Source organism: [Roseibacterium] beibuensis, assembly GCF_039542305.1.
Lineage (GTDB): Bacteria > Pseudomonadota > Alphaproteobacteria > Rhodobacterales > Rhodobacteraceae > Roseibacterium > Roseibacterium beibuensis.
Window position 1 is genome coordinate 556,205 of the sequence record NZ_BAABHW010000002.1, and the last position, 18,506, is coordinate 574,710.

At 64.9% G+C, this 18,506-nt stretch carries 20 protein-coding genes; 12 read left to right on the plus strand and 8 right to left on the minus strand.

What is annotated here, in order from left to right; translation table 11 throughout:
* Positions 1 to 6 precede the first annotated feature (6 nt).
* The 8 genes from ABD923_RS09220 to mdh form a co-directional block, all read right to left on the minus strand.
* On the minus strand, positions 7 to 2,967 hold the full coding sequence (locus ABD923_RS09220; RefSeq protein ID WP_259550364.1) for a 2-oxoglutarate dehydrogenase E1 component: 2,961 nt from the start codon (positions 2,965 to 2,967) through the stop codon (positions 7 to 9).
* Positions 2,968 to 3,034: 67 nt separating this feature from the next.
* Positions 3,035 to 3,724: a hypothetical protein gene (locus ABD923_RS09225; protein WP_259550365.1), complete on the minus strand. Its 690-nt coding sequence runs from the start codon at positions 3,722 to 3,724 to the stop codon at positions 3,035 to 3,037.
* Entirely contained in the window at positions 3,721 to 4,122 is a 402-nt protein-coding gene (locus ABD923_RS09230; protein WP_259550366.1) for a DUF805 domain-containing protein, read from the minus strand. Before ABD923_RS09230 ends, ABD923_RS09225 begins: the two co-directional genes overlap by 4 nt.
* A 70-nt stretch (positions 4,123 to 4,192) precedes the next feature.
* Positions 4,193 to 5,074 carry a succinate--CoA ligase subunit alpha gene (gene sucD / locus ABD923_RS09235; protein WP_259550367.1) on the minus strand — a complete coding sequence of 294 codons (882 nt, stop codon included), beginning with the start codon at positions 5,072 to 5,074 and terminating at the stop codon, positions 4,193 to 4,195.
* Between the two features lie 11 nt (positions 5,075 to 5,085).
* On the minus strand, positions 5,086 to 5,361 hold the full coding sequence (locus ABD923_RS09240; RefSeq protein ID WP_259550368.1) for a hypothetical protein: 276 nt from the start codon (positions 5,359 to 5,361) through the stop codon (positions 5,086 to 5,088).
* A 2-nt stretch (positions 5,362 to 5,363) separates the two neighbouring features.
* Positions 5,364 to 6,557: an ADP-forming succinate--CoA ligase subunit beta gene (sucC, locus tag ABD923_RS09245; RefSeq protein WP_259550369.1), complete on the minus strand. Its 1,194-nt coding sequence runs from the start codon at positions 6,555 to 6,557 to the stop codon at positions 5,364 to 5,366.
* 182 nt (positions 6,558 to 6,739) lie between these two features.
* Positions 6,740 to 7,996, minus strand: coding sequence for a peptidase T (gene pepT / locus ABD923_RS09250; protein ID WP_259550370.1), 1,257 nt, complete (start codon positions 7,994 to 7,996; stop codon positions 6,740 to 6,742).
* Between the two features lie 124 nt (positions 7,997 to 8,120).
* Positions 8,121 to 9,083 (minus strand): malate dehydrogenase, encoded by a 963-nt coding sequence (mdh, locus tag ABD923_RS09255; protein WP_222190988.1) that lies wholly within the window; start codon positions 9,081 to 9,083, stop codon positions 8,121 to 8,123.
* 157 nt (positions 9,084 to 9,240) lie between these two features.
* Here mdh and ABD923_RS09260 point away from each other — a divergent pair, with 157 nt between their 5' ends.
* The 12 genes from ABD923_RS09260 to ABD923_RS09315 all read left to right on the plus strand — a co-directional run bounded on the left by ABD923_RS09260 (position 9,241) and on the right by ABD923_RS09315 (position 18,234).
* On the plus strand, positions 9,241 to 9,993 hold the full coding sequence (locus ABD923_RS09260) for a sulfite exporter TauE/SafE family protein (RefSeq protein WP_259550371.1): 753 nt from the start codon (positions 9,241 to 9,243) through the stop codon (positions 9,991 to 9,993).
* A gap of 124 nt (positions 9,994 to 10,117) precedes the next feature.
* The gene (locus ABD923_RS09265; RefSeq protein WP_259550373.1) at positions 10,118 to 10,993 is read left to right on the plus strand and encodes an HpcH/HpaI aldolase/citrate lyase family protein; all 876 of its coding nucleotides are present in this window, start codon (positions 10,118 to 10,120) and stop codon (positions 10,991 to 10,993) included.
* Between the two features lie 41 nt (positions 10,994 to 11,034).
* Positions 11,035 to 11,631, plus strand: coding sequence for an NnrU family protein (locus ABD923_RS09270; protein ID WP_345229457.1), 597 nt, complete (start codon positions 11,035 to 11,037; stop codon positions 11,629 to 11,631).
* Complete coding sequence (locus ABD923_RS09275; protein WP_259550375.1) at positions 11,628 to 11,831, plus strand: DUF1737 domain-containing protein; 204 nt, start codon at positions 11,628 to 11,630, stop codon at positions 11,829 to 11,831. Before ABD923_RS09270 ends, ABD923_RS09275 begins: the two co-directional genes overlap by 4 nt.
* A 4-nt stretch (positions 11,832 to 11,835) precedes the next feature.
* A complete protein-coding gene (locus ABD923_RS09280) occupies positions 11,836 to 12,891 on the plus strand; it encodes a MaoC family dehydratase (protein ID WP_259550376.1) in 1,056 nt (351 codons plus the stop codon).
* Between the two features lie 156 nt (positions 12,892 to 13,047).
* On the plus strand, positions 13,048 to 13,266 hold the full coding sequence (locus ABD923_RS09285; RefSeq protein ID WP_259550377.1) for a hypothetical protein: 219 nt from the start codon (positions 13,048 to 13,050) through the stop codon (positions 13,264 to 13,266).
* Positions 13,267 to 13,485: 219 nt separating this feature from the next.
* The gene (sdhC, locus tag ABD923_RS09290; protein ID WP_222190981.1) at positions 13,486 to 13,869 is read left to right on the plus strand and encodes a succinate dehydrogenase, cytochrome b556 subunit; all 384 of its coding nucleotides are present in this window, start codon (positions 13,486 to 13,488) and stop codon (positions 13,867 to 13,869) included.
* A 13-nt stretch (positions 13,870 to 13,882) separates the two neighbouring features.
* Positions 13,883 to 14,254 carry a succinate dehydrogenase, hydrophobic membrane anchor protein gene (sdhD, locus tag ABD923_RS09295; RefSeq protein WP_259550378.1) on the plus strand — a complete coding sequence of 124 codons (372 nt, stop codon included), beginning with the start codon at positions 13,883 to 13,885 and terminating at the stop codon, positions 14,252 to 14,254.
* A gap of 27 nt (positions 14,255 to 14,281) precedes the next feature.
* On the plus strand, positions 14,282 to 16,096 hold the full coding sequence (gene sdhA, locus ABD923_RS09300) for a succinate dehydrogenase flavoprotein subunit (RefSeq protein WP_259550379.1): 1,815 nt from the start codon (positions 14,282 to 14,284) through the stop codon (positions 16,094 to 16,096).
* 33 nt (positions 16,097 to 16,129) lie between these two features.
* Positions 16,130 to 16,909 carry a succinate dehydrogenase iron-sulfur subunit gene (locus ABD923_RS09305; RefSeq protein WP_259550380.1) on the plus strand — a complete coding sequence of 260 codons (780 nt, stop codon included), beginning with the start codon at positions 16,130 to 16,132 and terminating at the stop codon, positions 16,907 to 16,909.
* A 199-nt stretch (positions 16,910 to 17,108) separates the two neighbouring features.
* Positions 17,109 to 17,258 (plus strand): hypothetical protein, encoded by a 150-nt coding sequence (locus tag ABD923_RS09310; RefSeq protein WP_259550381.1) that lies wholly within the window; start codon positions 17,109 to 17,111, stop codon positions 17,256 to 17,258.
* A 124-nt stretch (positions 17,259 to 17,382) separates the two neighbouring features.
* Positions 17,383 to 18,234 (plus strand): urea carboxylase-associated family protein, encoded by an 852-nt coding sequence (locus ABD923_RS09315; RefSeq protein ID WP_259550382.1) that lies wholly within the window; start codon positions 17,383 to 17,385, stop codon positions 18,232 to 18,234.
* Positions 18,235 to 18,506: the final 272 nt, after the last annotated feature.

Below are 18,506 nucleotides of genomic sequence, written 5' to 3' on the forward strand. Positions count from 1 at the left end.
GTCTTCTTACCCTTCGATGGTCAGCGCGTCGTTCACGAGCGCGGCTTGTTGGGATTTGTGTTGGCTGGCGAGACCCGTCGCCGGCGAGGCGCTGGCGGCGCGACCGGCGTAACGGGGACGCGAATGGGTGGCGCCGATGCGGCCCAGCACCCATTCGAGGTTCGGCTCGACGAAGGTCCAGGCGCCCTGGTTCTTGGGCTCTTCCTGGCACCAGACGATCTCGGCCTCCTTGAAGCGGCCCAGCTCCTTCATCAGCGACAGCGCCGGGAAGGGGTAGAACTGTTCGAGACGCAGGAGATAGACGTCGTCGATACCGCGGGCGTCGCGTTCCTCGAGCAGGTCGTAATAGACCTTGCCCGAGGAGATCACGACGCGGCGGATCTTGTCGTCGGCCTTGAGCTTCGTGTCGGAATGACCCTTTTCGGCGTCATCCCACAGCACGCGGTGGAAGCTGGACCCGGTGGTGAAATCCGCCGCATCGGAAATCGCCAGCTTGTGCCGCAGAAGCGATTTCGGCGTCATCAGGACCAGCGGCTTGCGGAAGCTGCGGTGGATCTGGCGGCGCAGGATGTGGAAGTAGTTCGCCGGGGTCGAGCAGTTGGCGACGATCCAGTTATCCTCGGCCGACATTTGCAGGAAGCGTTCGAGGCGGGCCGAGGAGTGTTCCGGCCCCTGCCCTTCGAACCCGTGCGGCAGCAGCATGACAAGGCCCGACATGCGCAGCCATTTGCGTTCGCCCGACGAGATGAACTGGTCGAACATGATCTGGGCGCCGTTGGCGAAATCGCCGAACTGGGCCTCCCACATCACCAGCGCGTTGGGTTCGGCGAGGGAGTAGCCGTATTCGAACCCGAGCACCGCGTATTCCGACAGCATCGAGTCGATGACCTCGTATTTCTGCTGCCCCTCGCGGATGTGGTTGAGCGGGTAGTAACGATCCTCGGTCGATTGATCGACAAGGCCGGAGTGCCGCTGGCTGAAGGTGCCGCGCGTCGAGTCCTGCCCCGACAGGCGGACGGGGTAGCCCTCGGTCAGCAGGCTGCCGAAGGCCAGCGCCTCGGCGGTGGCCCAGTCGAACCCCTGGCCCGTTTCGAACATCTGCTTTTTCGACTCGAGCAGGCGGCCTACCGTCTTGTGCAGGTTGAAACCCTCGGGCGCGGTGGTCAGGGCGCGCCCGACCTCGGCCATGGTTTCGGGCGCGATGGCGGTTTCGCCGCGCTGGTATTCCTCGCCCTCGCGGTTGAGATGCGACCAGCGCCCGTCCAGCCAGTCGGCCTTGTTGGGCTTGTATTCCTTGCCGCGCTCGAACTCTTCGTTCAGATGCGCCTGGAAGGCGGCCTTCATGTCCTCGATCTCGCCCTCGGGGATCAGGCCGTCCTTCACCAGCCGCTCGGTGTAGATCTGCAGCGTGGTCTTCTGCGTCTTGATCTTCTTGTACATGAGCGGGTTGGTGAACATGGGCTCATCGCCCTCGTTGTGACCGAACCGGCGGTAGCAGAACATGTCGATGACCACGTCCTTGCCGAACATCTGGCGGAACTCGATGGCCACCTTGGCGGCGTGAACCACGGCCTCGGGGTCGTCGCCGTTGACGTGGAAGATCGGCGCCTCGACCATCAGGGCGATATCGGTCGGATAGGGCGAGGAGCGCGAGAAATGCGGCGCGGTGGTGAACCCGATCTGGTTGTTCACCACGAAATGAATCGTGCCGCCGGTGCGGTGCCCGCGCAGGCCCGACAGGCCAAAGCCCTCGGCCACCACGCCCTGCCCGGCAAAGGCCGCATCGCCATGCAGCAGCACGGCCACGACCTGCTTGCGTTCCGCATCGCCCAACTGGTCCTGCTTGGCGCGAACCTTGCCCAGAACAACGGGGTTCACCGCCTCCAGGTGCGAGGGGTTGGCCGTCAGCGACAGGTGGACGGTGTTGCCGTCAAACTCCCGGTCGCTGGAAGCGCCGAGGTGGTATTTCACGTCGCCCGAGCCATCCACATCCTCGGGCTTGAAGCTGCCGCCCTGGAACTCGTTGAAGATGGCGCGGTAGGGTTTCTGCATCACGTTGGCCAGAACCGACAGGCGGCCCCGGTGCGGCATGCCGATGACGACCTCGTTCACGCCGAGCGCGCCGCCGCGCTTGATGATCTGCTCCATCGCGGGGATCAGCGACTCGCCGCCATCGAGGCCGAAACGCTTGGTGCCCATGTACTTGACGTGCAGGAATTTCTCGAAGCCCTCGGCCTCGACCATCTTGTTCAGGATGGCCTTGCGCCCTTCGCGGGTGAAGGCGATTTCCTTGCCGAAGCCTTCGATCCGCTCCTTCAGCCATGCGGCCTGCTCGGGGTCGGAGATGTGCATGTATTGCAGCGCGAAGGTGCCGCAATAGGTGCGCTTCACGATCTCGGTGATCTGCCGGATCGAGGCGGTCTGAAGCCCCAGCACGTTGTCGAGGAAGATCGGGCGATCCAGGTCGGCCTCGGTGAAGCCGTAGGATTTCGGATCGAGCTCGGGATGCGGGGTCTGGTCGCGCATGCCAAGCGGGTCGAGATCGGCCACGAGATGCCCCCGGATCCGGTAAGCCCGGATCAGCATCAGCGCGCGGATCGAGTCCAGCACGGCGCGCTGCACCTGTTGGTCGCTCAGCTCGACGCCTTTTTCGACCGCCTTTTCCTTGATCTTGCGGCCCGCTTCCTTGACCTCGGCCTGCGCCGCCGGCCATTCGCCGGTCAGGGCGTTGGTCCAGTCATCGGCGGGCTGCGGCGGCCAGTCGGGGCGCGCCCAGGACGGGCCCTGCGCCTCGGCTTTCACGTCGATCTCGGAATCGCCCAGGGCTTCGAAGAACGCGCGCCAGCCCTCGTCCACCGCGGCGGGGTCGTTGGCGTATTGCGCGTAAAGCTGTTCGAGATAGGCGGCGTTGTGCCCCTGCATGAAGCTTGAGGCGTGGAACTGATCGTTGGGGCTTTGATCGGTCATTTTTGCTCCTCCGGTGAGCGGGTCGCGGCCTGCGCGGTTGTTCCTGCACAGGCGCGGAATTCAAGGGTCAATCGGGTGTAGCCTGGGGCGGAATGATGAGTTGGGTCAGCAGGCCCTGGGACGCGGCCAACGACGGGGTCATCGCGTCCTGCGGGGTCGAGACGGCGTAGAAGGCGAAGGTCGCGCCGGGCGTCGGGGTCGGCGTTTCGGGAATGGCGGCGCGGGTCACGGCGCCGGCCTGATCGGTGTGGCCCGTCTCGGTCCAGATGGCCCACAGCTCAGACATCAGCGCGTCGTCGGGGCCGGTGGCCATCCAGCACAGGACGCGCTGACGGCCATCGGGCGCAAGATCGCCCCCGATGAAAAGCGTCTGTCCTTCGCGCTGCAACAGGTTGCGCCCGTCGGTCCGAGCGGCCCAATCGGCGCGTTGCGCCTGGCGCAGGCCCGCGGTTTCGGCGGCGGCGGGGTCGAACTCGACCACCAGCAGGGCCAGGAACGCGTCGCTCAGACGGTCGAGCGCCGGGCCGCGCGTGGCTTCGGGCACCGGCTGCCAGCCCATCGCCTGGAGGTCGGCGACGTAGCGGGCCGGATCGAAATGCGTGTCGAGGCAGGGTTCGAGGCTGCCGACCGTCGTGCCCTGGGCGCGCACCGGCAAGGCCATGAAGATCGCGACGGCCAAGGCCACCAGCGCCAGGGCGCCCAGCCCGTGCGCCGTGCGCCAGATCGCCGCCAGGGTTCGCTTCCGGTCGTCCCTCATGGCTGCGGCTCCTCTCCGTAGCTGTTGGGCCCTCTCGACCCGCCCGTGGCCAGAAGGATCATCAGGGCGTCGAGGCCCATGAACGACCCGCCGGGCTTGGTGCGGTCAGGCAGGCGGCGCACGCCCACGGCGACAAGCGGCAGGACCGTCAGGAAGAACCAGAAGCTGGTGACCGGCAGAAGCTGGGCATGGATCGACAGCGGGTCGGCGAAGGCCTCGGCCAGGCGCGCGCCCGCCTGGCCGACAGGCGGCCAGAACAGCAAGAAGTCGATCACGTAGGCCACGAGGGCACCCAGTGTCACGAAGAGGGAGAACCACCAGAATTCGGAGCGACACGCGCGGCCGTCAAAGGTCGTCGCCTTGGCAATGCAAGTGCGGATCGACTCCTTGAAGGTCACACGCGTCCTCCTTCTTGTCTTTCGGATCTGCCGAGCCCTCCTCTGGCCCGGCAGACCGGCCCGGACCGGATCAGCCGATGGCCTGAACCACGGCCTCGCCCAGAGAGGCGGGGCTTTCGGCAACCACGATCCCGGCGGATTTCATCGCCTCGATCTTGTCCTCGGCGCCGCCCTTGCCGCCGGCGACGATGGCGCCGGCATGGCCCATGCGACGTCCCGGAGGGGCGGTGCGGCCCGCGATGAAGCCTGCGGTCGGCTTCCAGCGGCCCTTTTTCTTCTCGTCGGCGAGGAATTGCGCGGCTTCCTCTTCGGCCGAGCCGCCGATCTCGCCGATCATGATGATCGCTTGCGTCTCGTCATCGGCGAGGAACCATTCCAGCACGTCGATATGCTCGGTGCCCTTGATCGGGTCGCCGCCGATGCCGACGCAGGTCGACTGGCCAAGGCCCACATCGGTGGTCTGCTTGACCGCCTCGTAGGTCAGCGTGCCCGAGCGGGAGACGACGCCGACCTTGCCGCGCTTGTGGATGTGGCCGGGCATGATGCCGATCTTGCAGGCGTCGGGCGTGATGACACCGGGGCAGTTCGGGCCGATCAGGACCGAGGACGACCCTTCCAGCGCGCGCTTGACCTTCATCATGTCGAGCACCGGGATGCCCTCGGTGATGCAGCAGATCAGCTCCATCTCGGCGTCGATCGCCTCGAGGATGGAGTCGGCGGCGAACGGCGGCGGCACGTAGATGACCGTGGCGTTGGCCTCGGTCGCGTGCTTGGCTTCGTGCACCGAGTTGAAGACGGGCAGGTCCAGGTGGGTCATGCCGCCTTTGCCGGGTGTCACGCCGCCGACCATCTTGGTGCCGTAGGCGATGGCCTGTTCGGAGTGGAAGGTGCCCTGAGAGCCGGTGAAGCCCTGGCAGATGACCTTGGTGTTTTCGTCGACGAGGACTGCCATTGAGGAGTCTCCTATTCAAAAACTGCGTTGGCAGCGTGCCAACATGTGAAGCAGAAGGCGGTGAAGGTCACTGCGCGCATCATCCAGACCTGCAAGCAAAGCATGATCGGGTTTTGCTGAAAGCGTTCCCAAGATCCCCAACCCATTCTGTCAGCGAATTCCTGTCGCCACTGCAAAAGGCTGCTTTCATCCCGTGTTTTCGCGGTTGCTTCTGTTGCCAGAAGAAGAAGCGCGAGAAAAACAAACGCGACGAATCCAACGGTTGCAGCGGCGACATGGTTTTCCAATGTTAGCCTTTCACCGCTTTCACGATCTTCTCGGCGGCGTCCGACAGGTCGTCGGCCGCGATCACGTTCAGGCCGGAGGATGCGATGATCTCCTTGCCCTTCTCGACATTGGTGCCTTCCAGGCGCACCACCAGCGGAACCTGAAGGCCCACTTCCTGCACGGCGGCGATGACGCCTTCGGCGATGATGTCGCAGCGCATGATCCCGCCGAAGATGTTGACGAGGATGCCCTTCACGTTCTGGTCCGAGGTGATGATCTTGAACGCCTCGGTGACCTTTTCCTTGGTGGCGCTGCCGCCCACGTCGAGGAAGTTGGCCGGCTCGGATCCGTAGAGCTTGATGATGTCCATCGTCGCCATGGCCAGGCCCGCGCCGTTGACCATGCAGCCGATCTCACCATCCAGCGCGATGTAGTTGAGGTCGTACTTGGACGCTTCGAGTTCCTTGGCGTCTTCCTCGGTCTCGTCGCGCAGGTCGGCCACGTCGGGCTGACGGTAGAGCGCGTTGCCGTCGAAGCCCAGCTTGGCGTCGAGCAGCTTGAGGTTGCCATCGGTAGTGACGATCAGCGGGTTGATCTCGAGCATCTCCATGTCCTTCTCGGTGAAGGCCTTGTAGAGGCAGCCGAGGAGCGACACGCATTGCTTGACCTGCGGCCCTTCCAGCCCGAGGGCGAAGGCGACGCGGCGGCCGTGGTAGGGCATGAAGCCCGTGACCGGGTCGATCGAGAAGTTCAGGATCTTTTCGGGGGTCGAGGCCGCGACTTCCTCGATGTCCATGCCGCCTTCGGTGGAGGCGACGATCGAGATGCGGCTGGTCTGACGGTCGACGAGGAAGGCGAGGTAAAGCTCGCGCGAGATGTCGGAGCCATCCTCGATATAGACGCGGTTGACCTGCTTGCCGGCGGGGCCCGTCTGGTGCGTGACCAGGGTGCGGCCCAGCATCTTCTTGGCTTCCTCGGCGGCCTCTTCGACCGACTTGGCGAGGCGGACACCGCCCTTTTCGCCGGCGCTTTCCTCGACGAAGTGGCCCTTGCCGCGGCCGCCTGCGTGGATCTGCGCCTTGACCACCCAAATGGGTCCGTCGAGTTCGCCTGCGATGGTCTTAGCCTCTTCGGCCCGGGTCACGATGTGACCTTCGGAAACCGGGGCGCCGTAGTCGCGAAGCAGGGCCTTCGCTTGGTATTCATGAATGTTCATGAAACTGTCCCGTCACTGGTGCTAGTCGCCCAAGGCTTAAGCACAACCGCAACGCGCAATACAGGAGAAAACAGGCGCAAAGCCGTTTCAGCCGCGAAAAAGCGACATTTGTGATCACAGCTTGAAAAAGTGTGATCACACGTTAGCGGCACCATCGGTATGCGGTGGCATACTGAAGCAACTCAGGCGCTCTCCGGCGACTCGGTTTGCGCGGCGCGCTGCGTCAGTTTCAGGCAGAGTTGGGCAGCCAGCGCCATGTCCTGCACCGAGATCCATTCCAGCGGCCCGTGGATATTCTGCATGCCGGTGAAGAGGTTGGGGCACGGCACTCCCATCTCGGTCAGGCGCGAGCCGTCGGTGCCACCCCGGATCGGGACGCTGACCGGCTCCAGCCCGAGGTCTTTCACCGCGTCGCGGGCCAGATCGACGGGGGTCATGTCCTCTTCCAGCCAATAGCGCATGTTGCGATACTGCTTTCGGATCTCGCAGGTGATCCTGGCGCGCGGCTCGGTCGCCTGCACGGCGGCGCAGACCTGTTTCAGCATCTCGCCCTTGGCGGCCAGCCCCTCGCGTTCGAAATCGCGCAGGATGAAGCGCAGGCTGGCATGGGCCGCGCTGCCGTTCAGGTCGGTGACCATCCAGAAGCCTTCGCGGTCGCCGGTGGTCTCGGGCGTCATGGTGGCTTGCGGCAGCATGTCGATGATCTTGGCGGCCAGATGCAGGGCATTCACCAGCTTGCCAGTGGCAAGGCCGGGGTGAATCGAAACGCCCTCGATCTCGACATAGCCGCCATCGGCCGAGAAGGTCTCGTATTCGATTTCGCCCACCCGCTGCCCGTCGAAGGTATAGGCGAAATCGGCGCCGAGATCCTTGGGCAGGCGCTCGTCCACGCCGCGCCCGATCTCCTCGTCGGGGGTGAAGGCGATGCGGACGGGGCCGCGTTTCATGTCAGGGTCGGCCAGCATCTGCCGCGCGGCCGTCATGATGATGGCGACCCCGGCCTTGTCATCGGCGCCCAGAAGGGTCGTGCCCGAGGCGGTGATGATGTCATGGCCCTGCTTCTCGGCGAGATAGGGGTTGTCCTCGGGCGTCAGCTGCAACTCGGGCGCGTCCGGGTAGGTGATCGCGCCGCCATTGTAGCCGCGAATGACGCGCGGCTTGACGCCCGTGGCGTTGAATTGCGGGGCGGTGTCCACATGGGCGAGAAAGCCGACGGTCGGGCCGGGAACGGTGCCCGGGATCGTCGCCAGAACCGCGCCGTAGTCGGTCAGCGTCACGTCCTCGGCCCCGATCTCCTGCAACTCTCTGACCAGCAGGGTCTGCATGTCGAGCTGGATCGCCGTCGAGGGCTGGCTGGGCGAGTTTTCGTCGCTCTGGCTGTCGATGGCGGTGTAGCGCAGCAGGCGCTCTTCCAGTTCGGCGTCGAAATCGCGGGGCATGGGTCACCTTTGTCGTGGGATCGCCGCGATGAAGGGCGCGCGCGGGAGGGAAGTCAACCGGTCCGTCTCAACGAAAAAGGGCGGCCAACGGGGCCGCCCTTTGCAATTCTCTTGGATCGCCAGGTCAGGCGAGGGTTTCGTCGATGCCTTTGCAGGCGTCGACCAGGCCCTTCACGGCGTTGACCGAGTTGTCGAACATCGCCTGTTCGTCCTTGGTCAGCTGGATCTCGACGATCCGCTCGATCCCGCCCGCACCGATCACCGTGGGCACGCCCACGTAGAAGCCTTTCAGCCCGAACTGGCCGTCGCAATAGGCGGCGCAGGGCAGGACGCGCTTCTGGTCCTTGAGGTAGGCTTCGGCCATTTCGATGGCGGAGGTGGCAGGCGCGTAGAAGGCCGAGCCGGTTTTCAGCAGGCCGACGATCTCGGCGCCGCCGTCACGGGTGCGCTGGACGATGGCGTCCAGCTTGTCCTGCGTGGTCCAGCCCATTTCGACCAGGTCGGGCAGCGGGATGCCGGCGACGGTGGAATAGCGGACCGACGGCACCATCGTGTCGCCATGACCGCCCAGAACGAAGGCCGTGACGTCCTTCATCGAGACGTCGAATTCCTCGGCCAGGAAGTGGCGGAAGCGTGCGCTGTCCAGCACACCGGCCATGCCGCAGACTTTCTCCGGCGGCAGGCCCGAGAATTGTTGAAGCGCCCAGACCATCGCGTCGAGCGGGTTGGTGATGCAGATGACGAAGGCGTCGGGGGCGTTGTCGCGGATGCCCTCGCCCACGGCCTTCATGACCTTGAGGTTGATGCCCAGCAGGTCGTCGCGGCTCATCCCCGGCTTGCGCGGCACACCGGCGGTCACGATACAGACATCGGCGCCCGCGATGTCGGCATAGTCGTTCGTGCCCTTCAGCTTGGCGTCGAATTTCTCGGACGGGCCGGATTCGGCGATGTCGAGTGCCTTGCCCTGGGGCGTGCCCTCGGCAATGTCGAAGAGGACGACGTCGCCCAATTCCTTCAGCGCGGCGAGGTGGGCAAGCGTGCCACCGATCTGGCCTGCGCCGATCAGCGCAATCTTGGGTCTGGCCATGAGATTGTTCTCCAAGTCCCTCGTTGATATCGGCGCGAGGGGTAGCCGCCCGCCCCGCCTCGTGCAAGCCTGCTGCCGCGCGGCGGCGGATCAAAGCGCCCCGGGGGACAGGGAAATCCGGCATCAAGCGCCTGAAATCCCGCAGGAAAGGAAACCGATGCCCGAAATTTGGGTGTTCGTCATCGCGGCGCTCGGGGCGCTTCTGGCGGGGGTGTCCAAGGGCGGCTTCGGCGCGGGTCTCGGCTTTGCCAGTTCCGCGATTCTCGCCATCGTGATCGACCCGGCGACGGCGCTGGCGCTGATGCTGCCGGTGCTGATGGTGATCGATCTGGCGACGCTCGGACCTTACTGGCGCAAGTGGCACACGCCCTCCGCCAAGGTCGTCATCCTCGGCTCGCTGCCGGGAATGGCGATCGGCGCGGCGCTGTTTTCGGTGGTCTCGGCGGATGTGATCCGGGTGCTGATCGGGCTGGTGGCCGTGGCCTTCCCGCTGTTCCAACTGGCCCGGGCGCGGGGCTGGGTTTCGCCGAAACCCAAACCGTTCAACGCGAAGGCCGGGTTGGTTTCCGGCCTGGCCGTCGGGTTCACCTCGTTCATCAGCCATGCAGGCGGGCCGCCCCTGGCCGTTTTCATGTTGTCGCAGGAAGGCATCGGGAAGACGCAATACCAGGCCACGACGGTGATCGTGTTCTGGGTCGTGAATGCCATCAAGGCGGGAATCTACACGGCGATCGGGCTGTTCACCCTCTCGACCCTCGGGGTCAGCGCCGCGATGGTGCCCTTCGCGCTGGTCGGCACGTGGATCGGGGTCAAGGCGCATCGCCTGATTCCCGAACGGGCCTTTTTCCTTGTCACCTATCTCGGGCTGACGGCCACCGGGGCCAAGCTGTTGTTCGACGGGCTGACCTGATGGCGCCCGACCGGCTGCGCAACAATGTTTCTTCTGCAGTGCGGCATTTTTAACTTGATTTCGCGTCGGCAGCATGGTTCCTGACGCGCCAATGGTTGGCATACAATGATATGCGGAGGGTCTCATGGGACATCGCGCGCACCCGTACCGGTCGGTTCTCTATATTCCCGGGTCCAAGCCCCGGGCGCTGGAAAAGGCCAAGACGATGGCCGTGGACGCGATCATCTTCGACCTCGAAGATGCCGTCGCGGCCGAGGAAAAGCCGAATGCCCGCAAGCTCTTGGCCGAGACGCTGGCGGCTGGCGGCTATGGGCCGCGCGCCCAGCTTGTCCGCATCAACGGGTTCGACACGGAATGGGGCAATGACGACCTCGATGCGATTGCCGCGATCGGGCCGCAGGCGATTCTCGTGCCCAAGGTGAACAAGGCCACCGATATCGAGAAACTGGCCGACCGGCTGGACGCCCACCCCGAGACCGCGAACACGACGATCTGGGCGATGATGGAAACCCCGATGGGCATCCTGAACGCGATGCATATCGCCGAGGCGCCGCGCATGGCGGGGTTCATCCTGGGCACGAACGATCTGGCCAAGGAATTGGGCAGCCGGACGCGCAGCGCGATGCTGACCTCGCTTCAGACCTGCCTTTTGGCGGCGCGTGCCCATGGCATCGTCTGCGTCGATGGCGTTTATAACGCGTTCCGCGACGAAGAGGGCCTGCGCGCCGAATGCGAAGAGGGCCGCGATTTCGGGTTCGACGGCAAGACGGTGATCCACCCCGCGCAGGTCGGCATCGCGAACGAGGTCTTTGCCCCCTCGGACGACGAGATCGACCTCGCCCGCCGCCAGATCGCCGCTTACGAAGACGCCGTGGCCGAGGGTCAGGCCGTGGCCGTGGTCGATGGCAAGATCGTCGAGAACCTGCATGTCGACACGGCCCGCGCCACGCTTGCCAAGGCCCGGGCGATTGCCGAATTGGAGGCCGCCGAGGCCGCCTGACATCTTGCTTGCGGCGGCCTGCCATGTCAGGTCCGCGGGACATGTCGTTCGGCAGCATCGGAGAGGTTACCATGGGCTACCTACTACTCATTCTCGGCATCGCGCTCTGGATCGGCGGGCACCTGTTCAAACGCCTGGCCCCGGCCAAACGGGCCGCGATGGGCGAGAACGCGGGCAAAGGGGTCATGGCCGTGGTGCTGTTGGCCTCGATCGTGCTGATGGTGATCGGTTATCGCTCGGCGGCGCTGGTCACGGTCTGGTCGCCGCCCAGCTTCATGATCCACATCAACAACCTGCTGGTGCTGATCGGGCTGTGGTTCTTCGCGCTGTCTGCCATTCCGGGGAAGATGTCGGCGCGCGTGCGTCACAAGCAACTGACCGGTGTCAAAAGCTGGGCCATTGCGCACCTTTTGGTGAACGGCGATCTCGCCTCGATTATCCTTTTCGGCGCGATGCTGGCTTGGGCCGTGCTGTCGGTGATCCTGATCAACAAGGCCGAACCGACCTGGGAGCGGCCCGCCAATGCCAGCGCCAGGAATGACCTGATCGCGCTGGTCGTGGCCGTGGTCCTGTTTGGCGTGATCGCCGTGGTTCACACCTGGCTTGGCTACTATCCCCTGCCGATGAGTGGCGCATGAAACTCTATCGCTTCCTGACCGAAGATGACACGTCGGCCTTCTGCCACAAGGTGTCGGAGGCGATCTCGAAAGGGTGGGCGCTTCATGGCGACCCGCAATACGCCTTTGACGCGGCCCGCGGCGTGATGCGCTGCGGGCAGGCCGTCACCAAAGAGGTGGACACCCCCTATTCCCCCGACATGAAACTGGGAGCGCAGTGAACTCATGCCCAAGGATGCAGGCCCGCAGGCCAAGACCAACCCCGGCCGTTTCTTCGAGGATTACACGGTTGGCGACGTGATCGAACATGCGGTGCCGCGCACGGTCTCCGGCGGCGAGCGGGCTTTGTATCACGCGCTCTACCCGGCGCGGCACGCGCTCTATTCCTCGGACGAGTTCGCGCGCGCCTGCGGTTTGCCGGAAAGCCCGCTGGATGACCTGGCGGCCTTTCACATCGTTTTCGGCAAGTCGGTGCCCGACGTGTCGCTGAACGCCGTGGCGAACCTCGGCTATGCCGAAGCGCGCTGGCTGCGCCCTGTCTATGTCGGTGATACGATCCGGTCGTCCTCGGAAGTGATCGGGCTGAAGCAGAACAGTTCGGGCAAGACGGGCGTTGTTTATGTGCGCACCACGGGGCGCAACCAGCATGGTCTGGCGGTGATGGAGTTTGCCCGCTGGGTGATGGTGAAGAAGCGCGACCTCGACGCACCCGCGCCCGAGACAGTGGTGCCCGATCTGGCCCCGGCGGTCGCACCGGAAAAATTGGTCCTGCCCGGCGGGATCGACTTCTCGGCCTATGATTTCGTGCAGGCGGGCGAGCCGCATCGCCTGTCGGATTACCAAGTGGGAGAGGTCATCGACCATGTCGATGGCGTGACCATCGAGGAAGCCGAGCATATGATGGCCACGCGCCTGTGGCAGAACACGTCGAAGACCCATTTCGACGCCACCCCGCGCGCCGACCGCAAGCGCCTGATCTATGGCGGGCACGTCATGTCGATGGCCCGCGCGCTGTCCTTCAACGGGTTGGCCAATGCGCAATGCCTCGTCGCGATCAACGGCGGCAGCCACACCAACCCCTGTTTCGCGGGCGATACCGTGCGCGCCTGGTCCGAGGTGCTGGATATCGCCGAGACGCCCGCGCCGGGTGTGGGCGCGATCCGGCTGCGCCTGGTGGCCGTGAAAGAGGGCGGCATGGCCGGACAGTTGAAGGGCGAAGACGGCAAATACCTGCCCCATGTCCTGCTCGACCTCGATTACTGGGCGTTGATGCCCGCCTGAGGCTGGGATCGGTTTTCTGCAGAAAACCGGACGGAAAACTCGAGTTTTCCGACCAGCGCTCTCCTCCGGGCTTCTGCACAGAACCGGCGCGTTGCGCTGAGGTTCTGCCTGCGCCGTCTCCCGTCGCGTCAACGCGACCCAACCTGGGGAACGCGCATGTCCAGCATCACCACCAATAGCAGCGGCTCGACCGCCCTGTCGCTTCCCTCCATTCCCGCCGCCCATTGGCTGCTTCGCGCCTCGGTCGCGGCCGCCTTCATCCATCACGGCATCGACACATTCCCGTCGCTCGCAGCCGGGGCCGGGTTCATGGGCCTGCCCCTGGCGCTCTGGACCCTCGTGGCCGTTCTGAAAGTCGTGGGCGGCGTCGCCTGAGCCGAGTCTCTCGCAAACGAGCCCGCCGCCGCGTGATCGCCGTGGCGGGCCTTTTCGTGATCACACGCCGAAAATTCGTGATCACAAATCGAAAATTGCGGCGTTTAGACCCAGAATTTGACCTCGAATTCCCGCCATTCAGCGTGACAGTTCGGCAAAACCCGCTATGGATAAAGGCCAAACGACCCGACCAAAGCAAAACCGAAAGGGGTGTCCGCCATGGCCGACGTGAATCGCGGCAACCGCCCGCTGTCGCCGCATCTGCAGGTGTACCGCCCGCAGCTCAACTCCATCACCTCGATCCTGAACCGCATCACCGGCAACGCGATGCTGGTCTCGGCCTTCCTGATCGTCTGGTGGCTGATCGCGGCCGCAAGTGGCGCAGCCTATTTCGACACGGTGGACGGGCTCATCACTTCTTTCCTTGGTGACGTCGTGATGTCGCTGTCGGTGCTGGGCCTTTGGTATCACGCACTTGGCGGGATCCGGCACCTGATCTGGGACACGGGCCGCGGCCTCGAGGTCGAGACCGCCGACAAGATGGGTTGGGCCATGCTGATCGGGTCGGTCCTGCTGACCATCATCACGCTGATCGCCGTCTGAGGGGGACCACGCCATGCAATACATGACCGACCGCAAGCGTGTCGAAGGCCTCGGCTCCGCCAAGACGGGCACGCATCATTTCTGGACCATGACCGTCACCTCGGTGGCGCTGCTGGTCCTGTTGCCCTTTTTTCTCGCCATCATGGGCCCGCTTATCGGCGCCAGCCACGAGGACGTGGTGGCCAGTCTCGGACGTCCGATGCCCGCGCTGATCGTGGCCGCTTTCCTGGTGGTGGGGATGCATCATTTCCGCCTCGGCGTGACGACGCTGATCGAGGATTACGTCGGCGGGCTGTCCCGCAAGATCTGGATCATCGCCATGACGATCGTCAGCTACGGCCTTGCGGCCGCGGGCATCGTCGCGCTGGCGCAAATCGCGCTCTGACACAGGAGACCTCTCGCGATGAAAGACATGGCTTCCACAGCAAGCTACGACATCACCGAGCACGACTATGACGTCGTGGTCGTCGGCGCGGGCGGCTCTGGCCTGCGCGCCACGCTCGGCATGGCCGAACAGGGCCTCAAGACCGCCTGTGTGACCAAGGTGTTCCCGACCCGCAGCCACACGGTGGCCGCGCAGGGCGGTATCGCCGCATCGCTCGGCAACATGGGGCCGGATCACTGGCACTGGCACATGTACGACACCGTGAAAGGGTCGGACTGGCTGGGCGACACGGACGCGATGGAATACCTCGCCCGCGAAGCGCCCAAGGCTGTCTACGAGCTGGAACATTACGGCGTTCCCTTCAGCCGCACCGAAGAGGGCAAGATCTACCAGCGCCCCTTTGGCGGTCACACGACCGAGTTCGGCGAAGGCCCCCCGGTGCAGCGCACCTGCGCCGCCGCCGACCGCACCGGCCACGCCATCCTGCACACTCTCTATGGCCAGTCGCTGAAGAACAACGCGGAATTCTACATCGAGTATTTCGCCACCGACCTTCTGATGACCGAGGATGGCCGCTGCGTCGGCGTCGTCGCGTGGAAACTGGATGACGGCACGCTGCACGTGTTCCGTTCCAAGATGGTCGTGCTGGCCACGGGCGGCTATGGCCGCGCCTATTTCTCGGCCACCTCGGCGCATACCTGCACCGGCGACGGCGGCGGCATGGTCGCGCGCCAGGGCCTGCCGCTTCAGGACATGGAGTTCGTGCAGTTCCACCCGACCGGCATTTACGGCGCGGGCTGCCTGATTACCGAGGGTGCGCGCGGCGAAGGCGGCTACCTGACCAACTCGGAAGGCGAGCGGTTCATGGAACGCTACGCCCCGACCTACAAGGACCTCGCCTCGCGCGACGTGGTCAGCCGCTGCATGACGATGGAGATCCGCGAAGGCCGCGGCGTGGGCGAGGGCAAGGACCACATCCACCTGCACCTGAACCACCTACCGCCTGAAACGCTGGCCCTGCGCCTGCCGGGCATCTCGGAATCGGCGCGCATCTTTGCCGGCGTCGATGTCACGAAAGAGCCGATCCCGGTTCTGCCGACGGTGCATTACAACATGGGCGGCATCCCCACGAACTACTGGGGCGAGGTGCTGAACCCGACGAAAAAGGACCCCGACGCGATCGTGCCCGGCCTGATGGCCGTGGGCGAAGCGGGCTGTGCCTCGGTGCACGGGGCGAACCGCCTCGGCTCCAACAGCCTGATCGACCTCGTGGTGTTCGGGCGGGCCGCGGGTATCCGCGCGGCCGAGGTGGTGGACCCGTCCGAGGCGACGCCGGACGTGCCGCGCGCCTCGCTCGACTACGCGCTGTCGCGCTTCGACGACATCCGCCACGCGAACGGCAACACGCCGACCGCCGAGTTGCGCCTTGAGATGCAGAAGACGATGCAGGCCGACGCCGCCGTCTTCCGCACCGACAAGACGCTGGCCGAGGGGGTCGAGAAGATGAAGGGCGTCGCGGCCAAGCTCGACGACCTGCACGTGACCGACAAGTCGCTGATCTGGAACTCGGACCTGATGGAAACGCTGGAGCTGACCAACCTCATGCCCAACGCGATGGCGACCATCGTCTCGGCCGAGGCGCGCAAGGAAAGCCGCGGCGCCCACGCGCACGAGGATTACCCGGACCGCGACGACGACAATTGGCGCAAGCACACGCTGGCCGTCGTCGATGGCGAAAAGGTCGAGCTGGATTACCGCCCGGTGCACCTGAACCCGCTGATCGGCCACAACGAGGGCGGCATCGACCTCGACAAGATCAAGCCCAAGGCGCGCGTCTACTGACGCGCCCGACGGACCGAGACCGGAGAAAGCATTATGGTTGAACTGGCCCTGCCCAAGAATTCCCGGATCAAGACCGGCAAGACATGGCCCAAGCCCGAGGGCGCCAAGAACCTGCGCAAGTTCCAGATCTATCGCTGGAACCCCGATGACGGGGAAAATCCGCGCGTCGACACCTACTGGGTCGACATGGACACGTGCGGGCCGATGGTTCTGGACGCGCTGATCAAGATCAAGAACGAGATCGACCCGACGCTCACCTTCCGCCGCTCCTGCCGCGAGGGCATCTGCGGGTCCTGCGCGATGAATATCGACGGGATCAACACGCTGGCCTGCATCTACGGCATGGACGAGATCAAGGGCGACGTGAAGATCTACCCCCTGCCCCACATGCCCGTGGTCAAGGACCTGATCCCGGACCTGACGCATTTCTACGCGCAGCATGCCTCGATCATGCCCTGGCTGGAGACCAAGACGCAGCGCCCCGAACACGAGTGGCGCCAGTCGATCGAGGATCGCAAGAAACTCGACGGTCTTTATGAATGCGTGATGTGCGCGTCCTGCTCGACCTCCTGCCCCAGCTACTGGTGGAACGGCGACCGCTACCTTGGGCCCGCCGCGCTGCTTCATGCCTATCGCTGGATCATCGACAGCCGCGACGAGGCGACGGGCGAACGTCTGGACGACCTGGAAGATCCGTTCAAGCTCTACCGCTGTCACACGATCATGAACTGCGCCAAGACCTGCCCGAAGGGTCTGAACCCGGCCAAGGCCATCGCAGAGATCAAGAAGATGATGGTCGAGCGGCAGCTCTGATCGCGTCATCCCCATGACATCCCGAATCGCCCCGCCCAACCGGTGGGGCGTTTTTTTTGAGCGGGGCACCAGCGCCTTACCTTGGGTCAGGCTCCCGCCCTGTGCATGGCGGTATTGCCGAACTGTCGGATGTACAACGGTCCACCGAGGCATACTTTGCGCGGCGAGGGAGAGTCATTGATCACGCCGGAGAGGCACCATGACCGAGCACCAGGACACGCCCGCACAGATCGCCGCCGCCGAAGCCCTTTCGGCTCTCGACGAGGCTTGGGCCTATTACACCCCCGAGAAGCAGCCCGAGTTGGAAGGCAACGAGTATATCGACCTGCCCCTTCCTGCCGCGGCCTGATCGACCCTTGCCTTCCTCGCGCCGGCCCTGACCATGTATGCGACGAGAAACGAGGATTGCTCCGGCCCCGCCACGGCTGCGCCGCGCAAACCCTCGTTCGGCAAGACGCAGGAGCCCGCACAGGATGCCCCAGACCCCGCCCAGCCCCCCGGCTGATGCCGAGGCCCGCCGCGCCATCGCGCCGGTGATCTGCTACCCGGTCGACACGCTGCCCGCGCCCGACCCGGCGGTCATGGCCGCCGCCCGCGAAGGGCTGGTGAAACAGGCCGAGGTTCTGGTGCCCCCGCGCGAGGCGCGTTGTTTCCGCGTTGCCGCCGGGCAGGTGTTTCGCATCACCTCGGTCGAGGGGCCGCAGGTGGGCGACCTGAACCTGTGGAACGCAGCCGATCTGTCGGACCGGTTCTACTCGGGGAAAACCCGCGCGCTGCACGGGACCCACGTGACGACCGGCGACCGGCTGTGGTCGAGCTTCCCGGCCCTGCGCCCCATGGCCACCATCGTCGCCGATACGCTGGAGTGGTACGGGATCGACGAATTCGGCGGCTCGGTCCATGACGTGATCGGCACGCGCTGCGATCCCTACACCCACAACCTTCTGTCTGGCGGACAGTATCACCACTGCTGCCATTCCAACCTGACCCGCGCGCTGGCCGATGAAACCGGCCTGCCGCTGGCCGAGGCCGAGCGCCATGTCCATGACGTGCTGAACGTCTTCATGTGCACCGGCTTTACCCGTGACACCGGGCAGTATTTCATGAAGGCCAGCCCCGTGCTCCCCGGCGACCACATCGATTTTCTGGCCGAGATCGACCTGCTGGGTGCGCTGTCGGCCTGCCCGGGCGGCGATTGCGGGGCCGAGCATTCCAGCGACACCGCGCCGTGCCATCCCTTGCTGGTCGAGGTATTCGACTGTGCCGCCACACCGGGCCACACCCCGCCGCCCGTGAACGGCTACGACCGAAGCCACGGTCGGTGAGGCACCGAAAAACTCCGGTTTTTCGTACAGGAATTCTGAAGAATTCCTTGCCGTTTTCCTGCAGGAAAACGCGCCCCGAAAAAATTGTCATCGAGGCGCATGAAATCTCTTGCGTCGACTCACATTTGGTCCCATGTGCGCGTTTACGGACGCCAACGCACGCGCCTCTGTCACGGGTGGCAAGCCCCACGGGCCCAACCACCGCAGTTACGTAGCGACGGTAACGTCTCCTTTTGGAACTGAGCCGGCCCATTCGGGCCACCGGTCTTATC